Genomic DNA, 26,003 nt, shown 5'->3' with positions numbered 1-26,003 from the left:
TGCCACGACCGACACCCAGGTCCCTCAGCGGCCCGCCCCCGGTGCGCCGCGCCCGCGCCGGGTCCGGTACCTGAGACGGGCGCTCCGCGAGACCGGGCTGGGGCAGCGCATGCCACCCGATACGCCGACCCAGCCCGGTCTCGTGCGACGGCCGTCTCACGATCCGGATCGCCGTCCTGGACGGCGCCCACGTGCTCGTCAGCACGGGGGACGGGAGCCGGCGCGGACCGCGCTGCGGAGGCGTCATCGCGCGCAGCGTCGCATCCCTGGCGGGGCACCTGGCGGGCGCGAAAACCCCACGACGCCCGACGCGGCCGGTGCCAGCATGCACCGATGACCGCCGCACCCGAGCACCCCCTGCGCCTGCGAGCGCTGGCACCCCAGGACGAGGCCGCGGCACGCTGCGCGCATGACGTGATGGCACGCGAGGGGTTCGAGTTCCTGCTCGGGCCGGATCAGGACGGCGACTGGTCCGACTACCTGCGCCGCATGGAGGACCATCGCGCCGGCGTCCGCCTGCCGGACGGGTGGGTGCCGGACACCTTCCTGGTGGCCGAGGTCGGCGGTGTGATCGTCGGGCGGGTGTCGGTGCGCCACTGGTTGACCCCGGCGCTGGCGGAGGTCGGCGGTCACATCGGGTACGGCGTGCTGCCGGAGCACCGCCGCCGCGGGTACGCCACCGCCATGCTGCGCCAGGCCCTGGGTGTCGCACGCGCGGTGGGCGTGCGGGACGCGCTGGTGACGTGCGACGACGACAACGTCGGGTCGATCCGGACGATCGAGCGCTGCGGCGGGGTGCTGCAGGACGTCGTGCGGGGCGAGGGCAGGGCCACGCGGCGGTACCGCGTGCCCACCGGCTGAGCGCGTCACCGCCGCGCCACGCGCCGCCCGGCGTCCCAGCCCGGGGCGCGGTGACCGGCCGGTGGGCCCACCGACGTCACGCCGTGCCGCTCCATCAGCCACGACACCACCGAGTTCGACGTCCACATGTCCCCGACGCGCGCCTCGTCGCGGCCCCACGTGAGCGGCGGCACGAGCAGCAGGTCGTCGAGCACGCCGCCGGGCAGCCGGAGCTCGTCGCTCACGTGCAGGACGTGGCCGGGCGGGGCGGGCGCGTCGACCACGCGCAGCTCGTAGCGGAACAGCGGGCACCACGCCAGGAGCCGTGACCCGACCGGGCCGGTGACGACGACGCGCCGCGCCCCGGGCGACCGCCCCCACGTCGGGGCCATGTCCACGCTCCGCACGGCGCCGTCGACGGCGACCTCGAGCACCGCGTGGACGAGCCGCTGCGGGGCACGGCCCTCGCGTGCCGCGACGAGGCGCTCCCACCAGGCGCTGGTGCGCCGCGCGACGTGCCCGCCGGCCCCGACCTGCGCCCACCCCACCCGAGCCACCGCGTCCACCCGCCCATCCCACCGCCGCGGCACGCCCGGGGCAAAGGCGGCATGCGGCGACGACCCACCCGACACGCCCCCGGGCCCGGCGGCCAGCGTCCCGGCCGTGCCTACCCTCGCCACATGGCGACCGTCCCGCCCGTCCCCGCCGTCCCCGTCGGCCCGCTGTGGCGCCTCGGCGAGCACCCGTGGCTCGCTGACGCCGCGCCCGCCCCTGCGTCGGCGCGGGTGATCCTCGACAACGACTTCGCCGGCGACCCGGACGACCTGTTCCAGCTGGTCCACCACCTGCTGTCGCCGTCGGTGGAGGTCCCGCTGGTCGTGTCGTCGCGCCTGCGGCACGACCACGACGGCCGGTCGGCGACGAGCGCGGCCGACGGCGTCCGGGTCGTCGAGGACGTGTTCGCGCGCATGGGTCTGACGTCGAGCGACGTCGTGGTGGCGGGCTCGGAGGAGACGCTGACGGACCTGCGCACGCCGCAGCCGTCGGCGGCGACCGAGCGGATCGTCGCCGAGGCGATGCGCGACGACCCGCGTCCCCTGTTCTACGTGGCGGGCGGCGGGCTGACCGACCTCGCGTCCGCGTACCTGGCCAACCCCGAGATCGCTGGCCGGTTCACCGTCGTGTGGATCGGCGGGTTCGAGCACGAGCCCGTGCCGTGGCTCGCCGCGCCCCGGGCGGTCGACGAGGAGTACAACCTGTCGATCGACGTGCGCGCCGCGCAGGTCGTGTTCGGCGCGCCCGGCCTGGACCTCTGGCAGATCCCCCGCAGCACGTACGCGACGTGCGTGCTGTCGGACGCGGAGTCGCGCACGCGCGTGCGGGCGGCCGGGCCACTGGGTCGGCACCTCGACGAGGAGCTCCGCGCGGAGATGCGGCGGCACGCGAACCCGTCGCGCCCGCCCAGCGAGACGTACGTGCTGGGCGACTCCTGCCTGGTGGCGCTCACCGCGCTGCGGACCTACTGGACCGGGGACGCGTCGTCGTGCCGGTTCGTCACGCGCCCCAGGCCGGGGCTGACGGACGACGGCCGGTACGTCGAGCGACCCGACGCCCCGCCGATGCGGGTGTGGACCCACGTCGACGTGCGGCTCGTCCTCGAGGACCTGTTCGCGAAGCTGCGCCTGTTCGAGGCCTGGCGCGCGGGCGCGTGACCGGTGCCCGCCCTCGGCTGACCACTGGTCACTTGGGAGCAGCTGAGAGGCAGATCAGCGCCCCCAACTGACCAGTGGTCACACGGGGTGCCCCCAACTGACCAGTGGTCAACCGGGCGAGCGATAGAGGGCGAGTGGGCGGGTGGCGTCAGATCAGCTCGACGCGGTCCGCCTGGGGTCCCCGGTCGCTCTGGCGGACCTCGTAGCGGACCCGGTCGCCCTCGTACAGGCCGTCGGACCCGCGCACGACCGACACGTGCACGAACAGGTCGTCGCCGCCCGCGTCCGGGGTGATGAAGCCGAAGCCGCGCTCGGCGTCGTAGCGCGCGACCGTGCCCTGGCCGCCGCGCGCGGGGGCGCCGGACGACCGCGGCCGCTCGGAGCGGCCCCGGCCCGCCGCGGGCGCCTGCCGCCGCGCCTGGCCGCCGACGAGCCGCACCTCCTGGGCCTGCGGTCCGCGGTCGCTCTCGGCGACGGTGAAGCTGATGCGGTCGCCCTCGGCCAGGCTGACCGTCCCGACCAGGTTCTTGGCGTGGACGAAGACGTCCTCGCCGCCGGCGTCCGGCCGGGCGAACCCGAAGCCCTTGTCCGCGTCGAAGAACGTGACGGTGCCGTCGGCACCGTCGGACACCGCGGCCGGGGCGGCGTTCGCGCCGAGCGGCAGCAGGTGGTCGGCCTGGGGGCCCTTCTCACCGGGGACGACCATGAACGCGACCCGCTGCCCCTCGCGCAGCACGCCGCCGCCCACGATGGCGGAGCTGTGCGCGAAGATCTCGGCGTCGCCGCTGTCCGGGGTGATGAAGCCGTACCCCTTGGCCGGCTCGTACCAGGAGACGGTGCCGAGCTGGCCCACGGGCGTGTCGGCGGCGTACTCGCCGATGACCCGGACCTTGCGCGCCTGCGGTCCGCGGTCGCCCTCGCCGACCTCGAACTCGACCTCCTGCCCCTCCCGCAGCACCTTGCGGTTGTCGTCCCCGACGATCTCGGAGGCGTGGACGAACAGGTCCTCGGCATCCTCCCCGAGGTCGAGGAAGCCGAAGCCTCGCTCGGTGTCGAACCAACGGACGATTCCCTGCGGCACGGTTGTACTCCTCATCGATCCCTGGTGGTGCTCCGCACTAGTGTCCCCCTGCCGGGCGCCGGGACGTGCATCGCGAACTGGCCGCAGATCCTCCCCGGCGGATCGCCGGCACCGCCAGGCCGCGGGTCAGCGTGTGGTGTGCGCACCGCCGTCGACGTGGATCGTCTGCCCCGTGATGTGCCGGGCGTCGGCCGAGGCGCGTCGACGCCTCCCCACGCTCGCGAACCCGGACCGTTTCACCCCGGTGCGCAGAACGGGACGCACTGGCATGCTCCGGGCACCCGCGGTTCCGGTGACCCGAAGGAGCGTCCCGTGCGCAGCTCCCACCGCCCCACCCTCGCAGCCCTCCTCTCCCTCGTCGCGAGCACTCTCGTCGCGGTCGTCGTCGCCACCGCGCCCGCGGCCGGCGTGGCGCCGTCACCGAGCCCGTCGTCGTCGTGGCCCGCGCCGGAGCCGTGCCCGACGCGGTCGGCGGTCCCCGCACCCGAGACGACGAGCCCCGTCCCCATGCCCATGTCGTCCCCCCAGGCGTGCATCCCGCTCGGCACGTCGACGCTGGGCGGCCACGTCACCGACGAGGACGGCGCCCCGGTCGAGGGCGCGTGGGTCACGGTGTGGAGCACCACGGCGGGTCAGGAGTCGGTCCGCACCGACGCCCAGGGCTGGTGGGCGGTCGGCAGCCTGCCCGGCGGGTCGTACCGGGTGTCGTTCACCGGCTGGCAGCAGGGCTTCGTCGACGAGTGGTGGGACGACGCGCCGGACTCGTCGACGGCCGCGGTGGTCACGCTGGCCGAGGGCGCGTCGGTGCGCGACCTGCAGACCCGGCTGGCGCGCACGGCGACGCTCGGCGGACGCGTCGTCGCGCCGGACGGCACGGTGCCCACCGGCACGGTCGTCATGGTGGACGGCACAGCGGGCGGGACCTACGGGGGCTCGCCCGTCGGGGCCGACGGCACGTACCAGGTCGACGGGCTGGACCCGGGCTCGTACGTCATCCGGGTGGTCCCGGGTGCCGGCAGCGTCTGGGGACCCACCTTCTACCCGGCCGCGCGAGGGCTGGCGACGGCGACCCCCGTCACGGTGTCCGCCGGTCAGCGGCTCGACGGCCTGGACGTCACGCTGCAGACGAGCCTGGGGATCACCGGCACCGTCACCCTGCCGGCCGGCACCGACCCGTCCCAGGTCCGGGTCGTCGCGGAGCCCCTGAACGACCCGCGGCTGTGGGTCCGCGCGGCCGACGTCGCCGCCGACGGCACGTACCGGCTGGCCGACATGTTCCCGGGGTCGTACACCGTGCACGTCGAGGCCGCGGGCGGCACCCCGCCGATCGCGACGCGCTACTACCCGGACTCGGCGACGGCCGACGGGGCGCTGCCCGTCGTCGTCGTCGACGGGGCCGACACGACCGGCATCGACATCACCGCGCAGGCGGCCTCCCGGGTCACGGGCGTCCTCACGGGCGCTGCGGGGCCCCTGCCGGGCGTCGAGGTCGTGCTCGAGGCCGTCCGCGGCGACAGCGAGTACCGGCCCACGTGGACGGACGCGCAGGGCGCGTTCTCCTTCGCCGGGCTGTCCGCCGGCGAGTACCGCGTCCGGTTCACCGTGGACACGGCCGGATCCGTGCGCACCCTGTACTTCCGCGCGCCGTCCGGGACGGTCCCGCAGGTGCGCGCCGCGAGCACCGTGAAGGTCGGCAGCGGGGCCACGGTCGAGATCCGTGCGAGGGTCAAGGGCGGCCGCTGACCGCGCCGCCACCGACCGCGCCCACCTGACGGGCACGCCCTGCCAGAACGGGCCCGGCCTCCGGTCACCGCGCCAGGACCCTCGGTGCACCCGCGTGCGCGCGGCGGCGGGTCGTCGCAGGATGGCTCGCAGGGATCCGGCTGCCGACGGGAGCGACCATGCCCAAGACGACGAAGAGCGGGAAGCCGAAGCAGGACGAGCTGCCGAGCACGCTGCAGAAGTCGGGCGCCAAGGCCCAGCGCACGTTCGCCAAGGCGCACGACGCCGCCGCCGGGAGTACGACGACGCCGAGCGCGCGCACCGCGTCGCCTACTCCGCCCTCAAGCACACGCACGAGAAGGTCGGGGACCACTGGGAGCCGAAGGACGAGAACGGCCCCTCGGACGCCCGGGCCGAGGGCGGCCGGGGCTCCTCGCGCGAGACCGCCGAGGGCGTCGACGCCAACGCCTCGAAGAGCCACCTGTACGACCTCGCCAAGCGCCTCGACATCGCCGGGCGGTCGAGCATGAGCAAGGCCGAGCTCGTCGACGCGATCATGAAGGAGAACCGGCGCCGCAGCCGGTGATCCGGGGCGGCAGAGCGAGGGCGGCAGGCGCTCCCCGCGGTCGGTCGATCTCTGGCGCGCCGGAGGGCGCGGTCCCTAGTGTGGGTGACCGCGCCGCACGCCCGACCGGGTGACCGACGCACTCACGGGGGCGGCAGCGGGGCACGCGTCCGGTGAGACCGACGGCTCCCGCCGAAGGGGTACACCGATGCGCTCCAGCCTTGCGACCTCCCTCGCCGCCGTCGCGGCGTTCGCCCTCCTGACCGCCGTCCCCGCCGCTGCTCACGACGGACGGGGCCATGGCGACCCGCGCCCCGACCGCCCGACGACGTACCTCCTCGATCCCTCGGGTCCTGCAGCCGACGACATCTACCCCGAGGGCGTCGCCGTGCGCGGTGACGACTTCTACGTCTCCAGCACGACCGACGGCACGATCTACCGCGGCGACCTCGACGAGCCGACGGCGACGCCGTTCCTGCCCGGCGGGCAGGACGGTCGCACGATGGCGGTCGGCATCAAGGTCGACGGCCGGACCCTGCTGGTCGCCGGCGGGTCCACGGGACGCGTGTGGGCGTACGACCTGCGGACACGCGAGCTCACGGGATCGTGGCAGGCGGCGCAGGACGGCACGCCGGTGTTCGTCAACGACCTCGCGGTGAGCCCTCGCGGCGACGTGTACGTGACGGACTCGCTGAGCCCGGTGCTCTACCGGATCGACGCCCGCGAGCGCAGGACGACGGGGACGGAGGTCCTCGAGCCGTTCGTGTCGTTCGAGGGCACGGAGTTCGAGTACACCGACAGCTTCAACGCCAACGGCATCGCGATCTCGCGGGACGGCCGGTACGCGGTCGTCGCGCAGACGAGCACGTCGACGCTGTTCCGCATCGGCCTGACCGACCGGAGCGTCGAGGCGATCGACCTCGGTGGGGAGCTGGTCCAGGGCGACGGTCTGCTGCTCGAGGGCCGCAGGCTGCTGGCCGTGGAGTGGCAGGGCGACGTCTCGTCCATCGTGGCGGTGGACCTCGACCGGGGGTACGCCTCCGGCACCGTCGTGTCGCGGACCTCGGACCCGAGCTTCGACGACCCGACGACCATCGCCCGGGCCGGCCGCAGCCTGCTCGTCGTCAACAGCCAGTTCGGCACGCGGGAGACGGGCGGGACGCCCGGGCCGTTCACGGTGTCGCGCATCCCGGCCCCCTGACAGCGCAGGTCAGCGCCCTTCGTCGCGGGCCCCGGACGCCAGCCACCGGCGCACCACCACCCGCGGACGGTGACCGCTGCGCCCCGTCGTGGGGGCGGCGACCTCGAACCCGCCGGCCTCGAACAGGTCCACCGTGCCGACGTACCCGGAGATGACGTCGACGCGCGTCCCGCCCGTCTCGACGGGGTAGCCCTCGACGACCTGCGCGCCGTGCGCCCGGGCGTGGGCGACGGCGCCCTCGAGCAGCACGTGCATGAGTCCCTGCCGGCGGAACCGCGGCCGGACGACGAAGCACACGACGCTCCACGGGTCGCGGTCGTCGACGAACGGGATGGTCCGCGAGCGCATGAGCCGCCGGTACGTGCTGCGGGGGGCGACCGAGCACCAACCCGCGACCTCGTCGTCGACGTACGCGAGCACGCCCGGCCCGGGGTCGGTCGCGCACTGCTCGCGCATGAACCCCGCGCGCGCGTCGTTCGGCAGGCTCGAGTCGCGGTACGCGACGCACCAGCAGCCCTCGGCGTCGGGGCGCCGGGTGCCGACGACCGTCGCGAAGTCGTCGAACCGGCCGAGCGCGGGGCGGACGTCGATCACCATGCACCCTCAGTACACGTACCGGCTGACACTCTCCGGGTGGAGCACGAGCCGGACCTGGTCCTCGGCCAGGATCCCCGCGAGGTCCCCCGCGCGCACCGGGTCGCTCAGGTCCCAGTAGCGGGCGGCGAGGCGTGCCGCGAGGTCGTGCGCGCCGTCGTCCTCCACGGTGACCGTGCCCGCCACCGACACCCAGTGCTCCCGCTCGCCCACGGGGGCGGCGACGACGATCGAGGCGCGCGGGTCGCGGCGCAGGCGGCGCACCTTGAGGGTGTCGGGACCGGTGAACAGCTGGAGCGTGCCGTCGTCCGCGACCTCGAACCACACCGGCCGCGGCTGCGGCGGCAGCGGCCCGGCCGCGACCGTCAGGAACCCGTGCAGCGGGCGCCGCAGCAGCTCGAGGTCGTCGGCGGTCAGCGACGTGTCGGCGGTCATCACGGCTCCTCCGTGCCGGGGCGGCTCACGTCCGGGTCAACCGCCCCGGGGCGCTCGTTCATCCGCCACGCGCGGGCGGCGTCAGCCGTCCCCCACCGACGACGCGTACCGCGCGTCGACGTCCCCGGCCACCAGGCGCCAGCAGAAGTCGTTCATCCGGGCCGCCGCCGGGGCGTGCCGGGCCAGGATGCCGGCGACGGGCTGCGGCACGTCCGGCGGGACGTCGCCGCTCGCGCACCGCCGCACGTACGCGTTGCGCGCCACGGGGCCGGCGTCGGCCGGCACCGGCACCCGGCACACCGTGGTGACCAGCCAGTTCACGAGCCGCATCGCCGCGTGGTCGGCGTCGTGCTCGATGTTGTCCGCCACGAAGCCGCGCTCGTCCTCGGACAGCTCGAACTGCGGTGACGTGGCCAGCCCGAAGTCGACGAGGTGGATCCGCTCGTCGTCGGCGCGCATGTTCCCGAGGTGCCCGTCCATGTGCAGCAGGTCGCGGCCGCGCAGGAAGGCGACGATGTCGAGGAGCTGGCGCTCGACGCTCTCGGCACGGCCGAGCGGGTCCGCCAGCCAGGCGCCCAGGCGGTCGGGGACGTGCTCGAGGAACAGCACGAGGCTGGCGCGGGCACCGGCCAGCTCCTCGAAGCGGGCCCGCACCGCCGGGTCGCCCCCGAACTGCGCGACGACCGCCTCGACGTCCCGGTGCTCGGGCGCGACCGGCGGCCGCCCGGGCAGCACGCGCCAGTGGTGCAGCAGCGCGAACGACGCGCACTCACCGGCGAGAACCCCCTCGGTCGCGGAGAGGTTCGCCGCCAGCTCGCGCCACGCGCCGAAGCCCGGGCCGGCGAGCGGGTGCATGCCGTACTGGCAGGACATGGGCAGGTCGAACAGGTTCGCCGTGCTGCGCGGGTGCGCCAGCTCGCGGTCGGTGAGCGGGATCCGCTTGGCGAAGACCCGGACGCCGTCCACGTCGATCACCGACGAGCCGCCACCGACGCCCACGGCGCCCCGTGGGGCAGCGCGCAGGAGCGCCGCGAGCTGCTCGTCGTCGCGTGCCGCGAGCGACGCCGCGACGAGGTCGTGGCGGGCCCGACGGTCGGGGCTCAGACCGGCCACGCGGAGCCCGTCAGTCGAGCACCCGGACCGCGACGACGTCGCACTGGACGGGGAACGACTCGTTGCACGCCTCGCCGACCCACACCTCGACCTGCTCGCCGTCGGCGGGCTCGCCCACCGGGCGGTCCCCGGCGTCGACGACGACGGCGTCCGCCAGCCGCAGCGGCATGCCCTCGTAGTAGCCGTCCGACGCACCCGAGAGGAACGGCTCGTCGCCGGGGGCGTCGGCGGACACCGTCCCGGTCACCTCGGGTGGCCGCGCGGGCACCGTGGACGAGGTGCAGCCGCCGAGCGCGGCCGCGACGAGGACGACGAGCGCGAGGGGGGTGCGCGCCTTCATCGCGCCAGCATGGCACCGCGCTGGGGCGCTGACCAGGGATGCAACCCGGACGGCCGTCGACCGTGCGGCGGGACGTCGGGACCGCGACGAAGCCGGCGCCGATGGCGCGCGGCACGGCGCGGTGGAGCCTGGCCGCCCGTCCTGGTCGTCCGGCGAGCGCCGGTCGGTCCGCCGGTAGGGTGCCGTGCACCCGACGCCCCCGGAGGACACCGTGCTGGCACTGCCGCCACCGACCGTGAGCCCGTTCTGCACGCTGCAGGTCGAGCTCGCCCCCGTCATGGACCTAGGGCTCGGCCGGTACGGGCAGCGGCGCATCGTCCCCATCGTCGGCGGGCGCGTCACGGGCCGCGTGAGCGGGACCATCCTCCACCTCGGCGCGGACTGGCAGTCGGTCGCCCACGACGACGTGGCCGAGCTCGACGCGCGGTACGTCTTCGAGACACCGGACGGCGCGCTCGTCGAGATCGTCAACACGGGCTACCGGTACGGCCCGCCCGAGGTGATGCAGCGGCTCGCGTCGGGCGCGCCGACCCCGCCGGAGTCGTACTACATGCGCTCGACGGCGCGGCTCGAGAGCGGGCACCCGGACTACCGGTGGCTCAACCGGATGGTGTTCGTCGGCACGGGCGCGCGCGACGCGAGCTCCGTGCAGATCGACCTCTACAGCGTGGGATGAGGCCTCCGGCAATGACAGGACCGCGCGTGCTCATCGCCGGTGGCGGCATCGGCGGGCTCGCCGTGGCGCTCACCCTGCACCAGATCGGCGTGCCGTTCACCGTGCTCGAGGGCGCCCGCGAGCTGGCCCCGCTCGGCGTGGGGATCAACCTGCAGCCCAACGCGGTGCGCGAGCTCGACGACCTCGGGATCGGCCCCGACGCCCTGGACCGGGTCGGCGTCGCGACGCGCGAGTGGGCGCTCGTCGGACGCAACGGCCACGAGATCTACAGCGAGCCGCGCGGCCTGCTCGCCGGCTACCGCTGGCCGCAGTACGCCGTCCACCGCGGGCAGCTCCAGCTGCTGCTCGCGCGGACCCTGCGGGAGCGGGCCGGGGCGGGCGCGATCCGGCTGGGCCACCGCGTCACCGGGTACGAGACGCACGCCGACGGGTCCGTGACGGCGACCGGGCGGCACGCCGACGGCACCACCTGGACGGAGCGCGGCACGCTGCTGATCGGCGCCGACGGCATCCACTCCGCCGTCCGCGCGCAGATGCACCCCGACCAGCCGCCGATCCACTGGGGCGGCACGCTCATGTGGCGCGGCACGACGCAGGCCAGGCCGATCCGCACCGGGTCGTCGTTCGTCGGCGTGGGCTCGGCCCGGCACCGCGTGGTCGTCTACCCGATCTCCGCGCCCGACCCGGGCACGGGCCTGGCCACGATCAACTGGATCGCCGAGCTCACCGTGGACGCCACCTGCGGCCGGGACAGCGGCTGGTTCCGGGAGGTCGCCGTCGAGGAGTTCGCGCACCACTTCGCGGACTGGACGTACGACTGGCTCGACGTGCCCGACCTGCTGCGCCGCGCCGAGGTCGCGTACGAGAACCCGATGATCGACCGCGACCCGGTGCCGACCTGGCAGGACGGACCGGTGCTGCTGGTCGGTGACGCGGCGCACGCGATGTACCCGACGGGCTCCAACGGGGCCGGCCAGGCGATCGTCGACGCCCGTGTGCTGGGCGCCGCGATCCTGGAGCACGGTCCGACCCCGGACGCGCTCGCCGCCGTCGACGCCCGCCTGTGCGGGCCGGTCTCGCAGCTCGTCCTGCGCAACCGCGGGGCAGGGCCGTTCGGTCTGCTCGACCTGGTCGACGAGCGCTGCGGCGGCGAGTTCGACGACATCGACGACGTCGTCCCCGCGGGCGAGCGTGCCGCCTTCATGGCCGGGTACAAGGCCGCCGCGGGCTTCGCGATCGAGCAGCTGAACGCGGCGGGGCCGACGATCCCGCCCGGGGCCCGCCACGCGTCGCGGTCCACCGCCGGGCGTCGGGAGGACGGGAGCATGCGTGCCAGGGATGTCGTGTTCGTCCACGGAGCGGGGCGGCACGGAGCCGCCGCCTGGCCGCAGCAGGCCGCGGCCGCGGAGCCCGGCTGGCTGTTCCTGACCCGCGAGGGCGTCGCCGACGACGCCGCCCGTGACGCTCGACGCCTCCTGGGATGGCTCCGTGCTCGCGGCGGAGGGCACGTCGTCGCCCACTCGTACGGCGCGAACGCCGCGGTGCTCGCCGCCCAGCTCGAGCCCGCCCTGGTGCGGTCGCTCGCGCTCCTGGAACCCGCGTGCTTCGACCTGGCACGCGGCAGACCGGCCGTCGAGGAGCACATCGCGGCGATGACGCCCGTGTTCGAGGCCGCCGACGACCCGTCCGTGTCGGCGCGGGACTTCTCCCTGCGCTTCGCGGCAGGGATGGGGACGGAGCCCCCCGACGTGCCGGACGAGCAGCTGCGGGCGAGCGTCGACCGCCTCCGCGCCCTGCGTCCGCCGTGGGGCATCGGGCTGCGGACGCAGCAGGGCCTGCCGGCCAGGACGTTGGTGGTCACCGGCGGCTCGAGCCGGATGTACGAGGAGACCGCCGAGGCGCTCGTCGCACTCGGCGCGCAGCACGTGGCCCTCGACGGCGCCGGCCACCGCGTCCAGGACGACCCCCGGGCTCCCGAGGTGCTCACGCAGCACTGGGCCGGCTGAGCGCGCGTGCTCCCAGACCCCTGATCACGGTGCGCTCCGCCACCCGCACCCCTAGGGTCGGGGGCGTGCCCGCCGACGTGCCCTACCGGCCTCTGCCGCTCCGCCCGGACGTCAGGTACGCGCACGGCCCCGACTCCTCCCGGCAGGCCGACGTGCCGGTGGGCGAGACCGTCGAGCTGGTCCTCACCGACAGCGCCGCCTACCCGGGGACGTCCCGCCGGGTCTGGGTCCACGTCCCCGCGCACGACGACGACGCGCCGCCCGCCGGGCTCCTGGTGGTCAACGACGGCTGGTTGTACCTCGACCCCGACGGGGAGGTCCGCGGCGGCATCGTCCTGGACAACCTGGTCCACCGGGGCGACATCCCGTTCACGATCGGCGTCTTCGTGGACCCCGGTGTCGTCGTCGGGGCCGAGCACCCCAAGAACCGCAACGTCGAGTACGACGCGTTCGACGACCGCTACGTCACCTTCCTGCTCGACGAGATCGTCCCGATGGTCACCGCCCGGTACGCGGTGACGGACGACCCGGAACGGTGGGTCGTCTGCGGCGGCAGCAGCGGCGGCGACGCCGCGTTCACCGCCGCCTGGATGCGACCGGACCGCTTCCGCCGCGCCGTGTGCTTCCTGTCGAGCTTCACCCAGATGCCCGGCGGCAACCCGTACCCGAACCTGCTGCCCCGCACCGACCGCAAGCCGCTGCGGATCTTCCTGCAGGCCGGTCACCGCGACCTGAACTGGAACGCGCCGACGCGCAACTGGCTGGCCGAGAACCTGCGGGTCGCCGCCGCCCTCGCCGAGGCCGGCTACGACTTCCGCCTGGTCCTCGGCGACGGGGGGCACAGCCCCAACCACGGGGGCGTCCTGCTGCCCGACGCCCTGCGGTGGGCGCTGGTCAGGAGCGGCGCTGCGGCGGCACCCACATGACGCCGCGCTCGGCGAGGAAGTCTCCGGTGACGGTCACGACATGGCCCTTCTCACTGAGGTCGACGACCGTCACGTCGTCCGGCGTCGGCGCCCCGAGCGGCGTCAGGGTGCCGCGCTGCCACACGAAGGGCTGCGCGAGCGCGGTGCCGTCCGCGGTGGTCGAGCCGAGCTGCCCGGCGACCTGACCGCGCTCGTTGACGTCGCTCGCGACGCTCCAGCCGTCCCCGACGGTGCCGATCGGCCGCAGGGCGCCGCGCTGCCACACGAACCCCGTGCCCGGCTGCCCGGGGGCCGCCTCGCCGACGCCGACGACGACGCCCTGGTCGTTGAGCGCGAGCGCCCGCGACGCGACCGTGCCGGGCAGCAGCCCGAGGCGCGTGATCGCACCGTCGCGCCACAGCGCGGCCTCCCGCAGCCCGCCGCCCAGGTGCACGGTGCCGGCGACGTGCCCGCGGTCGTTCAGGTCCGTGCCGCGCAGCACCAGCCCGTCGGCGCGCAGCTCGGTGAACACGCCCGCCGACCACACGTACGCCAGGTCGGTGTCGTCCTCGTACTCGCCCAGGCCGAGCACCGTCCCGCCGCGGTTGAGGTCGATGATCGAGGTGCTGGTGCGCGCACCCGGGAACGGGGGCGGCGTGAGGTCGGTCCGCGTGCCCGCGGTCCACACGAACGGGTTGTCGGACCACGCCTCGGGCTTGGCGACGCCGCCGCCGACCTGGCCGCGCTCGTTGACGACGATGCCGTAGCCGATCTCCGCCAGGACCGTCGTGGTGCCGTCGCGCCACAGGAACGCGTCGGATTCCTCCCCCGGCGCCGGCTGCACGTACCCGCTGACGTGGCCGCGGTTCGAGACGTCGGTGGCCGTGCCGCTCTGCGCGTCGGGCGTGAGGTCGGTCATGACGCCGTCGTCCCACAGGAACGCGTGCCACCGGCCGTCCGCCACCTGCGACGTGCCGACGACCTGCCCCCTGTCGTTCACAGCGGCCGGGGTGGTGCGGGCGCCGCCCAGCGTGCCCAGCTCGACGGCGGTCCACCCGGCCGGACGAGGCGGTCCGGCGAGCGCGGGGGTCCCCGCGAGCACGAGCACGAGCGCGAGGACTCCCGCGCCGAGCGCAGGACGAAGGCGTGTGGTCATGTCGGATCCCCCTAGGTGCGGCACCGCGGTGCGCAGTGTCCGTTTGGTCCGTTCCTAGGGGGTCGCGCCGTGCCGCACAAGGAGGGAGGCCGGGCGAAGAACCGGTATCACCCGGCACGCAGCGTCCCGCCGGGCGACGTTGGTCGCCCGGCGGCCGCGGTGAGCGGGAGGTTCGGGTGTCACACGGGGCTCGCCGCCACGGCAGGACGGGTCGCCTCCAGGTCGTCGGTCACCTCCGCGTGCACCGGCTCCGGCCGGTAGCCCAGCCGCCCGCGGGTCGCGACGATCGTGATGACCGCGCCGACGGTCGCCATCAGCAGCAGCGCCTGGTTCGTCAGGTCGTAGCTCGCCCCGACGACGGGGAACATGGAGGCGACGAAGAGGCCGACGGTCGTGTTGATGCCCACGTGCAGCAGCATCGCCATCGGCAGGCTCTGGCCGGTCCGGTTGAAGACCCAGGTCATGACGACGTTGAACGTGACGCAGAAGGCGATGAACCCGACAGCGCGCAGCAGGTGGAAGGTCGGCGCATCGCCCCACATGGTCAGGTACAGCGGGAGGTGCCACACGCCCCACAGGACACCGATGCCGGCGGCCGCACGCAGCGGCCCGACGAGGCGCTGAGCACGGGGCAGGGCGAAGTCGCGCCAGCCCGGCTCCTCGGCGAGGCCCGTCGTCACCATCTGCATGAGGATCATGGGCAGGTACTTGATCAGGTTCTCCATCGGCGGCGCCTGGACGTCACCGGCCGAGAACAGGTACGACGACAGCAGGACGGCTGCGGGGGTGCCCAGGAAGATCCCGGCGTACCAGCGCCAGTTCACCTTGAACTTGAACAGACGCCTCACCCACGCCCGCACACCGGCACGGCCGTCGGTCACGGCGGTGACGAACAGCGCGGCGCCGATCGGGCCGAGGTACGCGCCGGGCAGCATCAGGAAGAGCTGGTAGCCGCCGGTACCCCCGGGAACCTGGATGTCCCAGATCCCCAGGCCGTAGGGCGACAGGATCAGCGGGATCCACGCGAGCCAGCTGGCGGCGAGCGCCAGGACGACGAACGCCGTGAGCGGGCGGCGCCGGACGACGTCGAGCACCCCTCCGCGCTCGGCCGGTGCAGGTACCTGTGGCGTGACGGTGATCATCGGAGTGTCCTCTCGTCGAAGTCGTTGTGACATGACTTGACGTTAGGAATCGGACACCCCCGGCCGCGCCGGGCGCAGGGTGGAACCCCCGCAGTTGCATCGAAAGGCGCAGGTGGCGGCTACACCACGACGAGCTCCGCACCGTCGGGCGAGTGGTCCGCGAGCCGGACGCTGCGGACCGACGGGTCCTCGTAGGTGTTCCAGTAGTACGTCCCCGTCGCACCGGAGAAGAGCCCCGTGTAGATCGTCTTCTCGAACTCCCCCGAGCTCATCGCGGCGCAGCCGTCCACCATCGCGACCTGCTGCAGCGTGTGGAACGCGCGGCTGACGTTCTCCTCCTCGGTCGTCTTGGTGGGGTAGTGCTCGTTGACGTAGGCGGCACGGACGAACCGGGACGGCGAGTAGTAGTCCCCGGGGATCCCCCGCATGTGCGAGCCGGAGCCGAACGGGGACAGCTTCGCCCGGCCCAGCACGGTCTCCTGCGGGAAGTCCGGCTCGGTGTTGAGGTAGTTGCGCAGGTTCTCGTGGTGCCAGGCGAAGCCCGGCTGGTTCGCGAGCACGTCGACGTCGTCGTCGAAGACGTGCATGCCGTCGGCCGTGTACTCCACGACGATGGCGCGCGTCGCGTCACCGATGATCCAGTGCAGCAGCGAGCTCGGGTACTTCTCGTTGATCGGCTTGTCGACGATCGCCACGTTCGCGAGCGCCTGCTCCACCTCGTCGACGCTCGAGAACTGCGAGGCCACCCACAGCGGGAACTCGTAGGCCGCGACGTTCGTCGCCCCCTCGACGGGGCCCGTCGCGTACTGCGCGTAGCCGGGGAAGTTGAGGCCCGCCACGGCGAGACCCGCGTCGTTCCCGCAGTCGAAGTACAGCGGCGTGCCCTCCTCGACGATCCCCATGCCGATCGTCGCGTGCCGGATGCTCGGCACCGCGCCGAACGGCGACGTCGGGGTGAACCCGGTCGGCGTCACCACGACGCGTTCGCCGTACCCGCTGGTCCAGTCGAGGTTGCGCGCGAGATAGAGGTGGCCGCTACCGTCCGAGAACCTGATTCCTGTGCACATCTGGTGCCCCCCAGTTGTCGGCGGGGGCCCTCTGCCCGCGCCGCCCGACTCGATCATGCTCTCCGGTACGGTGTGCCGCATCCGGTCCGTCGACGGCGAGGAGCGCAGGCGCACATGGGCGAGCCGACCCCCTCTGCGCCGGCGCCGCCGCAGGCGGGAAGCCCGATGTCGTGGCCCTGGCGGGTGCTGTTCGCCCTGCTCCTCGCGCCGCTCGCCCTCTGCGTGGTCCTGCTGCTCGTCGACGCGACCAACGGGGTGAACGGCACGTTCGACAGCCTCGGGACGGCACTCCTGGTGGCGGCGTCCGTCGGCGTGGTGGCGGTCCTCCTCGTCAACGTCGCGCTCTACCGGGCGGGTCGGTCGCGGCCCACGCTGCGCCGGGTGCACGGGTGGGCGGTGCTCGTCGTCCCGGTGGCGCTCGGCGCCTGGTACGGGATCGCGCAGGCGCTGGAGCCGGAGCCGCGCCAGATCGTCTCCCGCGAGGAGGTCGTCGACCTCGTCGACCGGTGCCAGGTCCGCACGGTCCGGTGGACGCACGGCACCCACTACGACGTCGACACCGTCGACGGTGCGCGGCTGCACACCACGTCCGACGTCGAGGACGTGTGGGCGGCGCGACGCTGCTGACGTCCGGTCCGCCGGCTGCTTCTCAGCCCGCGACGTCCACGATGCCGTTCTGGTACGCCCACACCACCGCCTGCAGGCGTGACTTCACGCCCAGCTTCGGCATCACCCGGGCCAGGTGCGACTTCACCGTCGACACCTCGAGGTACAGCTCGCGGGCGATCTCCTCGTTCGACATGCCCTGCGCCAGCAGCAGGACGATGTCCAGCTCCCGCGGGGTCAGCAGCTCGCTGGCGCGGGCCGCGGTCACCGGCTGGGTCCGGCGACGCGTGACGACCTCACGCAGCACGCGCCGGGTCAGGCCGTTGGCGAGCATGCCGTGGCCGGCGGCGATCGTGCGGACCGCCTCGACGAGCGTCGCCGGCTCGGCGTCCTTGAGCAGGAACCCCGAGGCGCCCGCCTCGAGCGCGCCGAACAGGTACTCGTCGACGTCGAACGTGGTCAGCACCAGGACGGGGATCGGGTCGGCGACGTCGGGGCCGCACAGCTCGCGCGTCGCGGTGATGCCGTCCTTGCCGGGCATCCGGATGTCCATGCACACGACGTCCGGGCGCAGCGCGAGCGCCAGGTCCACCGCCTGCGCGCCGTCGGCGGCCTGCCCGACGACCTCGATCCCCGGCTCGGTCGCCAGCACCGTGGCCAGGCCGGCGCGCACGAGCGGCTGGTCGTCGGCCACCACGACCCGGACGGTCGGGGACGCAGCCTCGCTCATCGGTCCTGCCCTTCGCTCGTCGACGGCCCGGCCGCCGTGGGGACCGACAGGGTGACCTGCCAACCACCGTCCAGGGTCCGCCCGTACCGCAAGGACGCGCCGGTCAGCTCGGCGCGCTCGTGCATCCCGACCAGACCGTAGCCGGGGTCGTGGTGCCCGGGCACCTCTCCCGGGTCGGGCCGGGAGTTGCGGACGACGACCTCGACGCGGCCCTCCTCGCCCGCGTCCAGGCGGACCTCGCACGGCGCACCGGGCGCGTGCCGGGCGGCGTTGGCCAGCGCCTCCTGCACCACGCGGTACGCCGCGAGCTGCGCCAGCGGGCCGACCGCACCGGAGGCCGCGACCTGCGCCACCGGACCGACCTTCTCCAGCGCGACCCGCGCCCCGGACTCCTCGGCCCGCGCGACGAGGTCGTCGATCCCCGCCAGCGTCTCCATCCGCACCTGACCGCCGGGCTCGGGCGGGGTGTCGACGTCCCGCAGCAGCACCACGAGGTTGCGCAGGTCCCGCAGCATCGCCGTGCTCTGCTCGCGCACCTGCGCGACCGCGACCTTCGCGCCCTCCGGGTCCACGTCGATCTGCCGCCCGATCGCCCCCGTCATCACGGCGATGCCCGACAGGTGGTGGGCCGCGATGTCGTGCAGCTCGCGCGCCATCGCCGTCCGCTCCCGTTCGACGGCCACCTGCACGAGGGCGTCACGCTCGCGGTGCTGCGCCTGCGCGGTGGCGGCCAGCGCGTCGAGGGCGTCCCGCCGGGACGCGAGGACGCTGCCGAGCACCGCCGGCAGGCCGACGGCCGCCAGGGCCTGCAACGGTCCTCCGATGAGGACGATCCAGCCCTCGGCCCCGGTGCGGACCACGGACGCGGTCACGCCCAGGGCGACCAGCACCGCGGCGCCCAGCAGACTGGGCAGGAGGCGCCGCGCGGGCCGGGCGAGCACCGCCCGGTACGCCGCGACCATCACGACCAGCAGCCCGGAGCCGATGGCGTCGCCCAGCACGAACAGCGCGGGCACCCCGGCGGCGACGGCGAGCAGGGCGGCGCGCGGGTGGTCGCCCCACCGGGCCAGCGCGCCCGCCTGCAGCGCCATCACCGCGACCGCCCACCACCACGCGGCCTGACCGAACCCCGGGACGCCGCGCGCCGCCGCCGGGTCGGCCTGGTTGAGGACCACGGAGGCCGAGACCAGCGCGACGGACAGCGCCCAGACCGCCAGGGGCACGACGTCCGTCGGCCGGCGGCGGTACGCAGCGGGACGCCCGGTCACCGACGTCACGATAGACGCGCCGGTGCGGGCAGGGTGACGGGATCACGGACGGGTTCCTGCGGGGGCGGCGGCGCGCTGACGGCACCCATCACGGTCCTCTCGTCGGGTCGGGCTGACGGACCCGAACGTAGGGGCCGGCCGGGTGCGGTCGCGCCGGGCGAAGGGACGGACTGCAGCGGTTGCATCGAAGGATGGAGGGCGGCGGCGTCCCCCCGCCTCGCCGGGCCGGTGTCGGCGCACGCTGCCATGCTCACCCCGTGGAGCTGCGATTCGTCGGCGAGGTGGTGTGGTGGCGCGGTCCGACGCCGTACCACTTCGTCGCGCTGCCGGAGCCGCAGGCCGCGCGGCTGCGCGTCGTCTCCTCGCGCGTGACCTACGGCTGGGGCTGCATCCCGGCGACCGTGACCCTGGGGGCGACGACGTTCACGACGTCGATCTTCCCCAAGGACGGCGGCTTCATGGTGCCGATGAAGGTCGCCGCCCGCCGGGCGGAGGGCGTCGAGCTGGGCGACGACGTCACGCTCGTGGTCGTCGTCGAGGACCCCGACGACCCCGAGCACGACGCCGCGGACGAGGTCGCGCCGGCGGCCCGCCGGGTCCCCGCGCACGACCCGGCGGACGACGACGACTACTACGACCCGGCAGCGGACGACGGACGAGCCGCCGGGCGCGGGTGGGAGCCGAGCGCCTCGGGGGATCCCCGGTGAGCGGCACCTGGCGCCCCCGCACCGCGCCGCCGGGTGGGCGACGGGCCGTCGAGCCCGGGCCCGGCCAGGAGTCGGTGTGGGACTACCCGCGTCCGCCGCGCGTCGAGCCGAGCACCGCCCACGTCGTCGTCGTGCTCGGCGAGACCGTGGTCGCGGACACCCGCCGCAGCCTGCGCGTCCTGGAGACCTCGCACCCGCCGACGTACTACCTGCCGCCCGAGGACGTGGCCACCGGCGTGCTCCGGGAGGTGCCGGGCGCGTCGTCGTGGTGCGAGTTCAAGGGCCGCGCCCGGTACTGGGACGTCGTCGGACGCGACGCGTCGGGCCGCGAGGTGCGGGCGCACCGGGCAGCCTGGGCGTATCCCGAGCCGAGCCCCGGGTACGAGGCCCTGGCGGGGTACGTCGCGCTCTACCCGGGGCGCATGACGCGGTGCACGGTCGACGGCGAGGTCGTCGAGGCGCAGGAGGGCGACTTCTACGGCGGCTGGCGCACGAGCCGCGTCGTGGGGCCGTTCAAGGGCGCCGACGGCACGCGGGGCTGGTGAGCGCGCCGCCTCAGCCCGCCCGCAGCGCCAGGAGGAACTGCCCGCCGCCGGGCTCGACCTGCGTCGTGACCGGCAGGTCAGGGGCGAACCGTGACAGCCGGTCGACCAACCAGTCGGCGGCGGCGTCGGCGTCCGCGCGGCTGGGGCACCGCGCCACGACCTCGCGCCCGCCCTTGCGCCGCAGCCGCTCCACGGTCTCGGCGATGGGCGCGGGGTCGACGACGAAGAGGTCCGGCGACCACGCCACCACGGGCTTGACCGCGCCCTTGCGGGTGTTGCACGCGCGGTGCGCGAGCCGCTCGACGCCCGTCGTCCCCTTCTTCGTCTTGACGAGCGCCCCCGCGTCGACGCTCGGGCCGAGGTCGGAGTTCACCGAGGCGTCGGGGTCCACCGGCTCGTCGCACAGCCAGCAGCGCCACGCGTCCCGGTCACCGACGTCGCTCAGGTTGCTCATGCGCGCACCGTAACCCGCCCGGCCCCGGACTCGGGCCCGTCCGCCACCGGACGACGCGGTGCCGCAGGTGCACCACCCGCCTCGGCAACGCCAGGGGCGAGCCTGGTCGTGGGAGCCTGGCGCCGTGGACGCCCCGCCGCCGAGCTTCCCGCCGCCCCCCGTCCCCGGCCGGGTGCCGCCGCGCGAGCGCACCGTCACCGTCGTGACGCACCCCGAGGCGACCCACCACGTCGAGGGCCTGGTCGGCGGCCAGTTCGACTCGGCCCTGACGCCGCGCGGGGAACGTCAGGCCGCGGCGATCGCCGCGGCGCTCCACGCCCGCATCGACGGGTCGGCCCGGGTCGGGCTCGTGGCGTCGGACCTGCGCCGGACCCGCCGGACGGCCGAGATCATCGGCGCGGTCCTGGGCGTGGAGGCCGCACTCGACCCGCGGCTGCGGGAGAAGTCGTACGGCGAGGCGGGCGGGCGTCCGCAGGCGTGGCTCGACGCCCGCTTGGTGCCGCCCCCGGGCGGTCGGTGAGCGGATGCGGCACCACGACGGGGTGACGGGCTCCGAGACCCGGCTCGACGTCGCCGTCCGCGCCTACCGGGCCATGACCGAGCTGCTGGGACGGGACGACGACGAGCTCGTCGTCGTCACCCACGGGTTCACCGCCGGCATGGTCGTCGCCGCGTGGATCGGCATGCCGCTCGAGGCCGCCGGCCACGTCGCGTTCCCCGTCCCCTCGGGGAGCATCACGACCCTGCGCGAGGACGGGTACTTCCACAACCGGGGTGTCGTCACCGTCGGCGACGTCGCCCACCTGCGCTGACGCGGTGCGCCCGCACCTGAGCGCCCTGCCTCACCGCCCCAGGTGGTCGGCCAGGAAGCGGCCGGCCCGGTCCAGCGCACGGTCGGCCTCGTCGAGCCGTCCGGCGAAGTTCTGGAACACGTGAGGCGCACCGGCGACGACCTCGAGCGTGACGTCCACGTGGGCCGCGGCGGCGCGTGCGACCAGGCGCGTGGCGTCGTCGAGCAGCACCTCGTTCGTCCCCACCTGGACCAGCAGCGGCGGCAGGCCGCGCAGGTCCGCGAGCAGAGGGCTCGCGGCGGGGTGGGCGGGATCGGCGTCCCCGAGGTACAGGGCCGCGTACCCGGCGATGTCGGCGGCGTCGAAGATGGCGTCCATCGCCTCGTGGGTGCGCAGGGTGTCGCCCGTCAGCGTCAGGTCGACCCACGGCGACATCGCCACGACGGCGGCCGGCTGCGGCAGGCCGGCGTCCCGGGCAGCGACGAGCGTCGCGATGGCCAGTCCCGCGCCGGCGGAGTCCCCCGTCAGGGCGATCCGGTCGGCGGTCCACCCGGCGTCGAGCAGCGCCCGGTACGCGGCGAGGCCGTCGTGGACGGCTGCCGGGAAGGGGTGCTCGGGTGCGAGGCGGTAGCCCAGCGAGTGGGCGCTCGCCCCGGCGCGCCGGGCGAGTGCGCCGGCCAGGGCGAGCCCGGAGCGCGCTGAGCCGATGACGTACCCGCCGCCGTGCAGGTGCAGCAGCGTGCCGGCGGTCGTGGTGGGCGGCTCGACCCGCAGCGCGGGGACGCCGCCGAGCAGGACGTCCGTCACGGTGACGTCGGGCTCGGCCGGCCGTGCGCAGAACTGCTCGTACCCGGCGCGCTGGTCGGCGAGAGCCGCCTGCCCTCCGCCCCCGCTGCGCAGCTCCTGGTCGATGGCGACGAGCTGGTCGTGTGACATGTCTGCCTCCTGACGGTCCCGCGATAGATTCCTGGTTAACCATCCGTGGGGCAGATGCATTCCAAGGAATCTACTTTTGGGGGGCGGACGCGTGGAGGCCGACCGGGGCACGCTGCTCATCGACCTCGTCCGCGTCGAGACGACCCTCTACAACCTCGTCGACGGACGGCTCAAGGACGCCGGCGGCCTCACGCTGCCGCAGCTCGAGCTGCTGAGCGTCATCCGGGACGTCCCGGGCTGCCGGGTGGTGGACGTCGCGAGGTCGATCTCGCTCACGGTCGGCGCGGCGAGCAAGGCCGTCGACCGGCTGGAGGAGCAGGGCTGGTGCCGGCGCGCGGCGGATCGCCGCGACGGGCGCTCGTCGACGCTGACGCTCACACCCCACGGCTCGGCGGCGGTCGACCGCGCCGCCGCTGTGTTCGACGCCGCCACGCGCGACATCATCGGCCCGCTGCTCCCGGCGGTGGACGCGCAGCGCCTGGCCGAGCTGCTCGCGACCCTGAGGGCGGCGCTCCAGCCCTCCGTGGACCCCCGTGCCGGGGTCCCCCACCGCGAGATCGCGGAGGCCTGAGCGCTCCCGCGGTGGCGCGCCTCAGCCGCCCTCGCCCGTCGGGTTGATCGGGGCGCCGTCCCCGTGCTCCGGCAGGTCGCCGCGCTCGACGGGCGGGCCGATCTCCTCCGGGACGTCGGCGAAGACGGTGTCGAGCTCTCCGGCGCCGGGCACCCGGACCGCCTTCCCGGCGGCGCGCAGCGTCGCGGCATCGACACCTTGCCCGTCGAGCCGGACCAGCGCCTCCCCCCGCTCCACCTGGCACGCGAGCACGGGCGCGTCCGCGTCGGGCAGGTCCGCGCACGGCACGGGGGCCGGGTCGGGCTGCGGGTCGGTCGGGCGCGAGGTCGTCAGCGTCACCGTGGCCATGGTCGCGCCGTCGACGCGCGTGTACGTCGCGGACATGCCGTCGTTCCCCATGACGCCGACGGACTGCGCTGCCAGGTCGAACCCGTCGAGGTCGGTGACGTAGACGAGGTCCGGCGCGATGCCGACGGCCTGCACCCGCGCGGCGATCGCCTCGGCGTCGGCCGGGGCCGGTGCGCCGCCCAGGCTCGCGCACGCGCCCAGGCCCACGAGGACGGGCGCGAGGAGGACGAGGCGGACGTACCGGGCGCGCGTCATCACGGCACCGTACCGCCCCGCACTTTCCCGCAGGAGCGCCCACGGGGGATGCTCACCCGGTGATCCACGCATCCGGTGCCGTCGCGCCCCTGTCGATCCCCAGCCCCGACCCGTCGTGGGACGGGTTCTCGATCGGGCCCCTGACGGTCCACACCTACGCGCTGTGCCTGATGGCCGGGATCGCGGCGGCGGTGTGGCTGACGTCGCGGCGGCTGACGGCCCGCGGCGGCCCTCAGGACGCGGCCCTCGACATCGCGTTCTGGGCGGTGCCGTGCGGCATCGTGGGCGCCCGGATCTACCACGTGCTCACGCACCTCGGGGACTACGTCGGGCCCGGCCGCGACCTGGTGCACGTCCTCTACGTGTGGGAGGGCGGCATCGCGATCCTGGGTGCGCTCATCGGCGGGGCGGTCGGCGCCGCCATCGGGTGCCGCCGCGTCGGGGTGCGTCTGTGGTCGTTCGCCGACACGCTCGCACCCGCGATGCTGCTGGCGCAGGCCATCGGGCGGCTCGGCAACTGGTTCAACCACGAGCTGTTCGGCAGCGCCACCACGCTGCCGTGGGGCCTGGAGATCCCGGCGAGCAACCCCGCCTTCCCCGACGGCCTGCCGGCCGGGACGCTGTTCCACCCGCTCTTCCTGTACGAGATGACGTGGAACCTGCTCGGCATGGCCCTGATCCTGCTGCTGGAGCGCCGGGTGGCACTGCGGTGGGGCACCGCGTTCGGCACCTACCTGGTCTGGTACGGCGCGGGCCGGATGTGGCTCGAGCTGCTGCGGATCGACCCCACGAGCGTGACGCCACTGGGGCTTCCCGCCAACGTGTGGGGCGCGCTGGCCGCCGTCCTGATCGGGGTGACGATCATCGTGGTGCAGCGACGCCGCCACCCCGAGCCGGAGACGTCGGTGCTGCGCCCCGGCCACGGTTCCGGCGCGGCCTCGGAGCCGACGGCGGCAGGAGCGGACGCCGGCGCGACGGACTCGCCGGGAGAGTCCGACCTCGGCCCCCGCGAGCACCCCGGGCGGACCTCCCCCACCCCTTGACCGGGCACTTGTTTTTTGCAAGTGTGATCCGGGACACACAGGACGAACCGCCCATGAGGGAGACCCGCGATGACCACCATGTTCGTCAACCTGCCCGTGACCGACCTGGACCGCGCGAAGGCGTTCTACACAGCGCTCGGCTTCAGCATCAACCCGCTGTTCACGGACCACAACGCTGCCTGCGTCGTCGTGGAGGAGGGCCACAGCGCGTTCATGATCCTGACGCGTGAGTACTTCCAGGCCTTCTCCGACCGGCCGGTCGGCGACCCCACGCAGACCGTCTCGGCGACGACCGCCGTCTTCCTCGACGACCGCGAGGCCGTGGACGCGGCCATCACCCGGGGCATCGCCGCCGGCGGCGTGGAGGAGCGTCCGGCCGCCGACTACGGCTTCATGTACCAGCGCCAGCTCACCGACCCCGACGGCAACGTCCTCGAGCTCGGCTGGATGGACCCGGTCGCCGCCGAGCACGGCCCGGACGCCGTCGTGAACCAGCAGGCCTGAGGTCGATGGCCGCACGCGACTACGGGCAGCACTGCGGGGTCACCCGTGCCCTGGAGCTGGTCGGCGAACGGTGGGCGCTGCTCATCGTCCGCGACCTGCTCGTCGGGCCGCGGCGCTACGGCGAGCTCGCCGCCGGCCTCCCCCGGATCCCCAGCAACGTCCTGGCGACGCGGCTCAAGGAGCTCCAGGAGGCGGGCATCCTGCGCCGGGCGCCGCGCTCCCGCGTCATCGTCTACGAGCTGACGCCGTACGGACGCGAGCTCGAGCCCGTCGTGCTGGCCATGGGCGCGTGGGGCTTCCGGGCCCTGGGCGAGCCGCGCGACGAGCAGGTCCTCACCCCGGACGCCCTGACCATGACGCTGCGCACCACCTTCCGGCCCGAGGTCGCGGCCGCGCTGCCCGCGACGGCCTACGCGGCGCGGGTCGGCCACGCCGGCCTCCTCATCCACGTCCACGGCCCCTCCCTCGCCGTGACGCGCGGCGACGGGGACGCGGACCTCGCCTTCACGGCCGGCCCCGGCATCCACCGGGTGATCGCCGGCGAGCTCGCCCCGGACGACGCGATCACCAGCGGCGCGGTCGAGGTGCTGCACGGCCGCGCCGACCTGTTCGGCCGCTTCGCGGCCACGTTCCACCTGGCGGCGTGAACCGGCGGCCGGACGCCGACGCGCAGGCCGGCACGGGGCACCA

Annotated in this window: 30 protein-coding genes and 1 pseudogene; 17 read left to right on the top strand and 14 right to left on the bottom strand. The window is 74.8% G+C overall.

What is annotated here, in order from left to right:
• Positions 1–333 precede the first annotated feature (333 nt).
• A complete protein-coding gene (locus NP075_RS01830) occupies positions 334–861 on the top strand; it encodes a GNAT family N-acetyltransferase (protein ID WP_227564790.1) in 528 nt (175 codons plus the stop codon).
• Positions 862–866: 5 nt separating this feature from the next.
• On the opposite strand, the gene NP075_RS01825 is transcribed toward NP075_RS01830, so the two are convergent.
• Positions 867–1,397: a hypothetical protein gene (locus NP075_RS01825; RefSeq protein ID WP_227564789.1), complete on the bottom strand. Its 531-nt coding sequence runs from the start codon at positions 1,395–1,397 to the stop codon at positions 867–869.
• 123 nt (positions 1,398–1,520) lie between these two features.
• Here NP075_RS01825 and NP075_RS01820 point away from each other — a divergent pair, with 123 nt between their 5' ends.
• Positions 1,521–2,552, top strand: coding sequence for a nucleoside hydrolase (locus NP075_RS01820; protein WP_227564788.1), 1,032 nt, complete (start codon positions 1,521–1,523; stop codon positions 2,550–2,552).
• Positions 2,553–2,700: 148 nt separating this feature from the next.
• Here the strand turns inward: NP075_RS01820 and NP075_RS19035 are convergent, their stop codons facing one another.
• Positions 2,701–3,633 carry a cold-shock protein gene (locus NP075_RS19035; protein ID WP_284439911.1) on the bottom strand — a complete coding sequence of 311 codons (933 nt, stop codon included), beginning with the start codon at positions 3,631–3,633 and terminating at the stop codon, positions 2,701–2,703.
• Positions 3,634–3,945: 312 nt separating this feature from the next.
• Here NP075_RS19035 and NP075_RS01800 point away from each other — a divergent pair, with 312 nt between their 5' ends.
• The 3 genes and pseudogenes from NP075_RS01800 to NP075_RS01790 all read left to right on the top strand — a co-directional run bounded on the left by NP075_RS01800 (position 3,946) and on the right by NP075_RS01790 (position 7,121).
• Entirely contained in the window at positions 3,946–5,376 is a 1,431-nt protein-coding gene (locus NP075_RS01800) for an MSCRAMM family protein (protein WP_227564787.1), read from the top strand.
• 158 nt (positions 5,377–5,534) lie between these two features.
• A pseudogene (locus NP075_RS01795) lies at positions 5,535–5,941 on the top strand (ChaB family protein).
• Positions 5,942–6,128: 187 nt separating this feature from the next.
• Positions 6,129–7,121, top strand: coding sequence for an SMP-30/gluconolactonase/LRE family protein (locus tag NP075_RS01790; protein ID WP_227564786.1), 993 nt, complete (start codon positions 6,129–6,131; stop codon positions 7,119–7,121).
• A gap of 9 nt (positions 7,122–7,130) precedes the next feature.
• Here the strand turns inward: NP075_RS01790 and NP075_RS01785 are convergent, their stop codons facing one another.
• From NP075_RS01785 to NP075_RS01770, 4 genes are all read right to left on the bottom strand, one after another.
• Positions 7,131–7,718: a GNAT family N-acetyltransferase gene (locus NP075_RS01785; RefSeq protein ID WP_227564785.1), complete on the bottom strand. Its 588-nt coding sequence runs from the start codon at positions 7,716–7,718 to the stop codon at positions 7,131–7,133.
• 6 nt (positions 7,719–7,724) lie between these two features.
• A complete protein-coding gene (locus tag NP075_RS01780) occupies positions 7,725–8,150 on the bottom strand; it encodes a pyridoxamine 5'-phosphate oxidase family protein (protein WP_227564779.1) in 426 nt (141 codons plus the stop codon).
• An 81-nt stretch (positions 8,151–8,231) separates the two neighbouring features.
• Positions 8,232–9,263 carry a serine/threonine protein phosphatase gene (locus NP075_RS01775; protein ID WP_227564778.1) on the bottom strand — a complete coding sequence of 344 codons (1,032 nt, stop codon included), beginning with the start codon at positions 9,261–9,263 and terminating at the stop codon, positions 8,232–8,234.
• Between the two features lie 10 nt (positions 9,264–9,273).
• Positions 9,274–9,603 (bottom strand): hypothetical protein, encoded by a 330-nt coding sequence (locus NP075_RS01770; RefSeq protein WP_227564777.1) that lies wholly within the window; start codon positions 9,601–9,603, stop codon positions 9,274–9,276.
• Between the two features lie 184 nt (positions 9,604–9,787).
• Here NP075_RS01770 and NP075_RS01765 point away from each other — a divergent pair, with 184 nt between their 5' ends.
• From NP075_RS01765 to NP075_RS01755, 3 genes are all read left to right on the top strand, one after another.
• The gene (locus tag NP075_RS01765; RefSeq protein WP_227564776.1) at positions 9,788–10,279 is read left to right on the top strand and encodes a DUF3237 domain-containing protein; all 492 of its coding nucleotides are present in this window, start codon (positions 9,788–9,790) and stop codon (positions 10,277–10,279) included.
• A 26-nt stretch (positions 10,280–10,305) separates the two neighbouring features.
• Entirely contained in the window at positions 10,306–12,285 is a 1,980-nt protein-coding gene (locus NP075_RS01760) for an FAD-dependent monooxygenase (protein WP_256791416.1), read from the top strand.
• A gap of 65 nt (positions 12,286–12,350) precedes the next feature.
• On the top strand, positions 12,351–13,211 hold the full coding sequence (locus tag NP075_RS01755) for an alpha/beta hydrolase (RefSeq protein ID WP_227564774.1): 861 nt from the start codon (positions 12,351–12,353) through the stop codon (positions 13,209–13,211).
• On the opposite strand, the gene NP075_RS01750 is transcribed toward NP075_RS01755, so the two are convergent.
• From NP075_RS01750 to bsh, 3 genes are all read right to left on the bottom strand, one after another.
• Positions 13,180–14,346, bottom strand: a complete 1,167-nt coding sequence (locus tag NP075_RS01750; protein ID WP_227564773.1) for a hypothetical protein — start codon at positions 14,344–14,346, stop codon at positions 13,180–13,182. The genes NP075_RS01755 and NP075_RS01750 overlap by 32 nt on opposite strands.
• Positions 14,347–14,525: 179 nt before the next feature.
• Positions 14,526–15,488, bottom strand: a complete 963-nt coding sequence (locus NP075_RS01745; protein WP_227564772.1) for a CPBP family intramembrane glutamic endopeptidase — start codon at positions 15,486–15,488, stop codon at positions 14,526–14,528.
• A gap of 119 nt (positions 15,489–15,607) precedes the next feature.
• Positions 15,608–16,555, bottom strand: a complete 948-nt coding sequence (gene bsh, locus NP075_RS01740) for a choloylglycine hydrolase (RefSeq protein ID WP_227564771.1) — start codon at positions 16,553–16,555, stop codon at positions 15,608–15,610.
• 165 nt (positions 16,556–16,720) lie between these two features.
• Here bsh and NP075_RS01735 point away from each other — a divergent pair, with 165 nt between their 5' ends.
• Positions 16,721–17,182 (top strand): hypothetical protein, encoded by a 462-nt coding sequence (locus NP075_RS01735; protein ID WP_227564770.1) that lies wholly within the window; start codon positions 16,721–16,723, stop codon positions 17,180–17,182.
• Between the two features lie 22 nt (positions 17,183–17,204).
• Here the strand turns inward: NP075_RS01735 and NP075_RS01730 are convergent, their stop codons facing one another.
• Entirely contained in the window at positions 17,205–17,891 is a 687-nt protein-coding gene (locus NP075_RS01730; protein ID WP_227564769.1) for a response regulator, read from the bottom strand.
• Positions 17,888–19,159, bottom strand: a complete 1,272-nt coding sequence (locus NP075_RS01725; RefSeq protein WP_227564768.1) for a sensor histidine kinase — start codon at positions 19,157–19,159, stop codon at positions 17,888–17,890. Before NP075_RS01725 ends, NP075_RS01730 begins: the two co-directional genes overlap by 4 nt.
• Before the next feature lie 257 nt (positions 19,160–19,416).
• On the opposite strand from NP075_RS01725, the gene NP075_RS19065 reads away from it, so the two are divergent.
• On the top strand, positions 19,417–19,866 hold the full coding sequence (locus NP075_RS19065; protein WP_308054142.1) for a DUF1905 domain-containing protein: 450 nt from the start codon (positions 19,417–19,419) through the stop codon (positions 19,864–19,866).
• Positions 19,863–20,411: a DUF427 domain-containing protein gene (locus tag NP075_RS01715; protein WP_227564767.1), complete on the top strand. Its 549-nt coding sequence runs from the start codon at positions 19,863–19,865 to the stop codon at positions 20,409–20,411. Before NP075_RS19065 ends, NP075_RS01715 begins: the two co-directional genes overlap by 4 nt.
• A gap of 10 nt (positions 20,412–20,421) precedes the next feature.
• Here the strand turns inward: NP075_RS01715 and NP075_RS01710 are convergent, their stop codons facing one another.
• The gene (locus NP075_RS01710) at positions 20,422–20,865 is read right to left on the bottom strand and encodes a hypothetical protein (RefSeq protein ID WP_227564766.1); all 444 of its coding nucleotides are present in this window, start codon (positions 20,863–20,865) and stop codon (positions 20,422–20,424) included.
• Positions 20,866–20,989: 124 nt separating this feature from the next.
• Here NP075_RS01710 and NP075_RS01705 point away from each other — a divergent pair, with 124 nt between their 5' ends.
• Entirely contained in the window at positions 20,990–21,385 is a 396-nt protein-coding gene (locus NP075_RS01705; RefSeq protein ID WP_256791411.1) for a histidine phosphatase family protein, read from the top strand.
• Between the two features lie 4 nt (positions 21,386–21,389).
• Complete coding sequence (locus NP075_RS01700; protein ID WP_255629759.1) at positions 21,390–21,677, top strand: histidine phosphatase family protein; 288 nt, start codon at positions 21,390–21,392, stop codon at positions 21,675–21,677.
• Between the two features lie 30 nt (positions 21,678–21,707).
• Here NP075_RS01700 and NP075_RS01695 read toward each other — a convergent pair whose 3' ends face one another.
• On the bottom strand, positions 21,708–22,592 hold the full coding sequence (locus tag NP075_RS01695) for an alpha/beta hydrolase (RefSeq protein ID WP_227564765.1): 885 nt from the start codon (positions 22,590–22,592) through the stop codon (positions 21,708–21,710).
• 91 nt (positions 22,593–22,683) lie between these two features.
• Between NP075_RS01695 and NP075_RS01690 the strand changes: the two genes are divergently transcribed.
• Positions 22,684–23,163 (top strand): MarR family winged helix-turn-helix transcriptional regulator, encoded by a 480-nt coding sequence (locus NP075_RS01690; RefSeq protein ID WP_227564764.1) that lies wholly within the window; start codon positions 22,684–22,686, stop codon positions 23,161–23,163.
• A 21-nt stretch (positions 23,164–23,184) separates the two neighbouring features.
• Here NP075_RS01690 and NP075_RS01685 read toward each other — a convergent pair whose 3' ends face one another.
• Complete coding sequence (locus NP075_RS01685; protein WP_227564763.1) at positions 23,185–23,766, bottom strand: hypothetical protein; 582 nt, start codon at positions 23,764–23,766, stop codon at positions 23,185–23,187.
• A 59-nt stretch (positions 23,767–23,825) separates the two neighbouring features.
• Here NP075_RS01685 and lgt point away from each other — a divergent pair, with 59 nt between their 5' ends.
• The 3 genes from lgt to NP075_RS01670 all read left to right on the top strand — a co-directional run bounded on the left by lgt (position 23,826) and on the right by NP075_RS01670 (position 25,960).
• A complete protein-coding gene (gene lgt, locus NP075_RS01680) occupies positions 23,826–24,809 on the top strand; it encodes a prolipoprotein diacylglyceryl transferase (protein ID WP_227564762.1) in 984 nt (327 codons plus the stop codon).
• A 69-nt stretch (positions 24,810–24,878) separates the two neighbouring features.
• Positions 24,879–25,313 (top strand): VOC family protein, encoded by a 435-nt coding sequence (locus NP075_RS01675; RefSeq protein WP_227564761.1) that lies wholly within the window; start codon positions 24,879–24,881, stop codon positions 25,311–25,313.
• A gap of 5 nt (positions 25,314–25,318) precedes the next feature.
• Complete coding sequence (locus tag NP075_RS01670) at positions 25,319–25,960, top strand: winged helix-turn-helix transcriptional regulator (RefSeq protein WP_227564760.1); 642 nt, start codon at positions 25,319–25,321, stop codon at positions 25,958–25,960.
• Positions 25,961–26,003: the final 43 nt, after the last annotated feature.

Origin of the sequence: Cellulomonas wangsupingiae (assembly GCF_024508275.1) — a bacterium.
Classification (GTDB): Bacteria; Actinomycetota; Actinomycetes; order Actinomycetales; family Cellulomonadaceae; genus Cellulomonas; species Cellulomonas wangsupingiae.
Note: the sequence above shows the minus strand (reverse complement) of the source record. Positions and strands in the feature narration are given on the sequence as shown.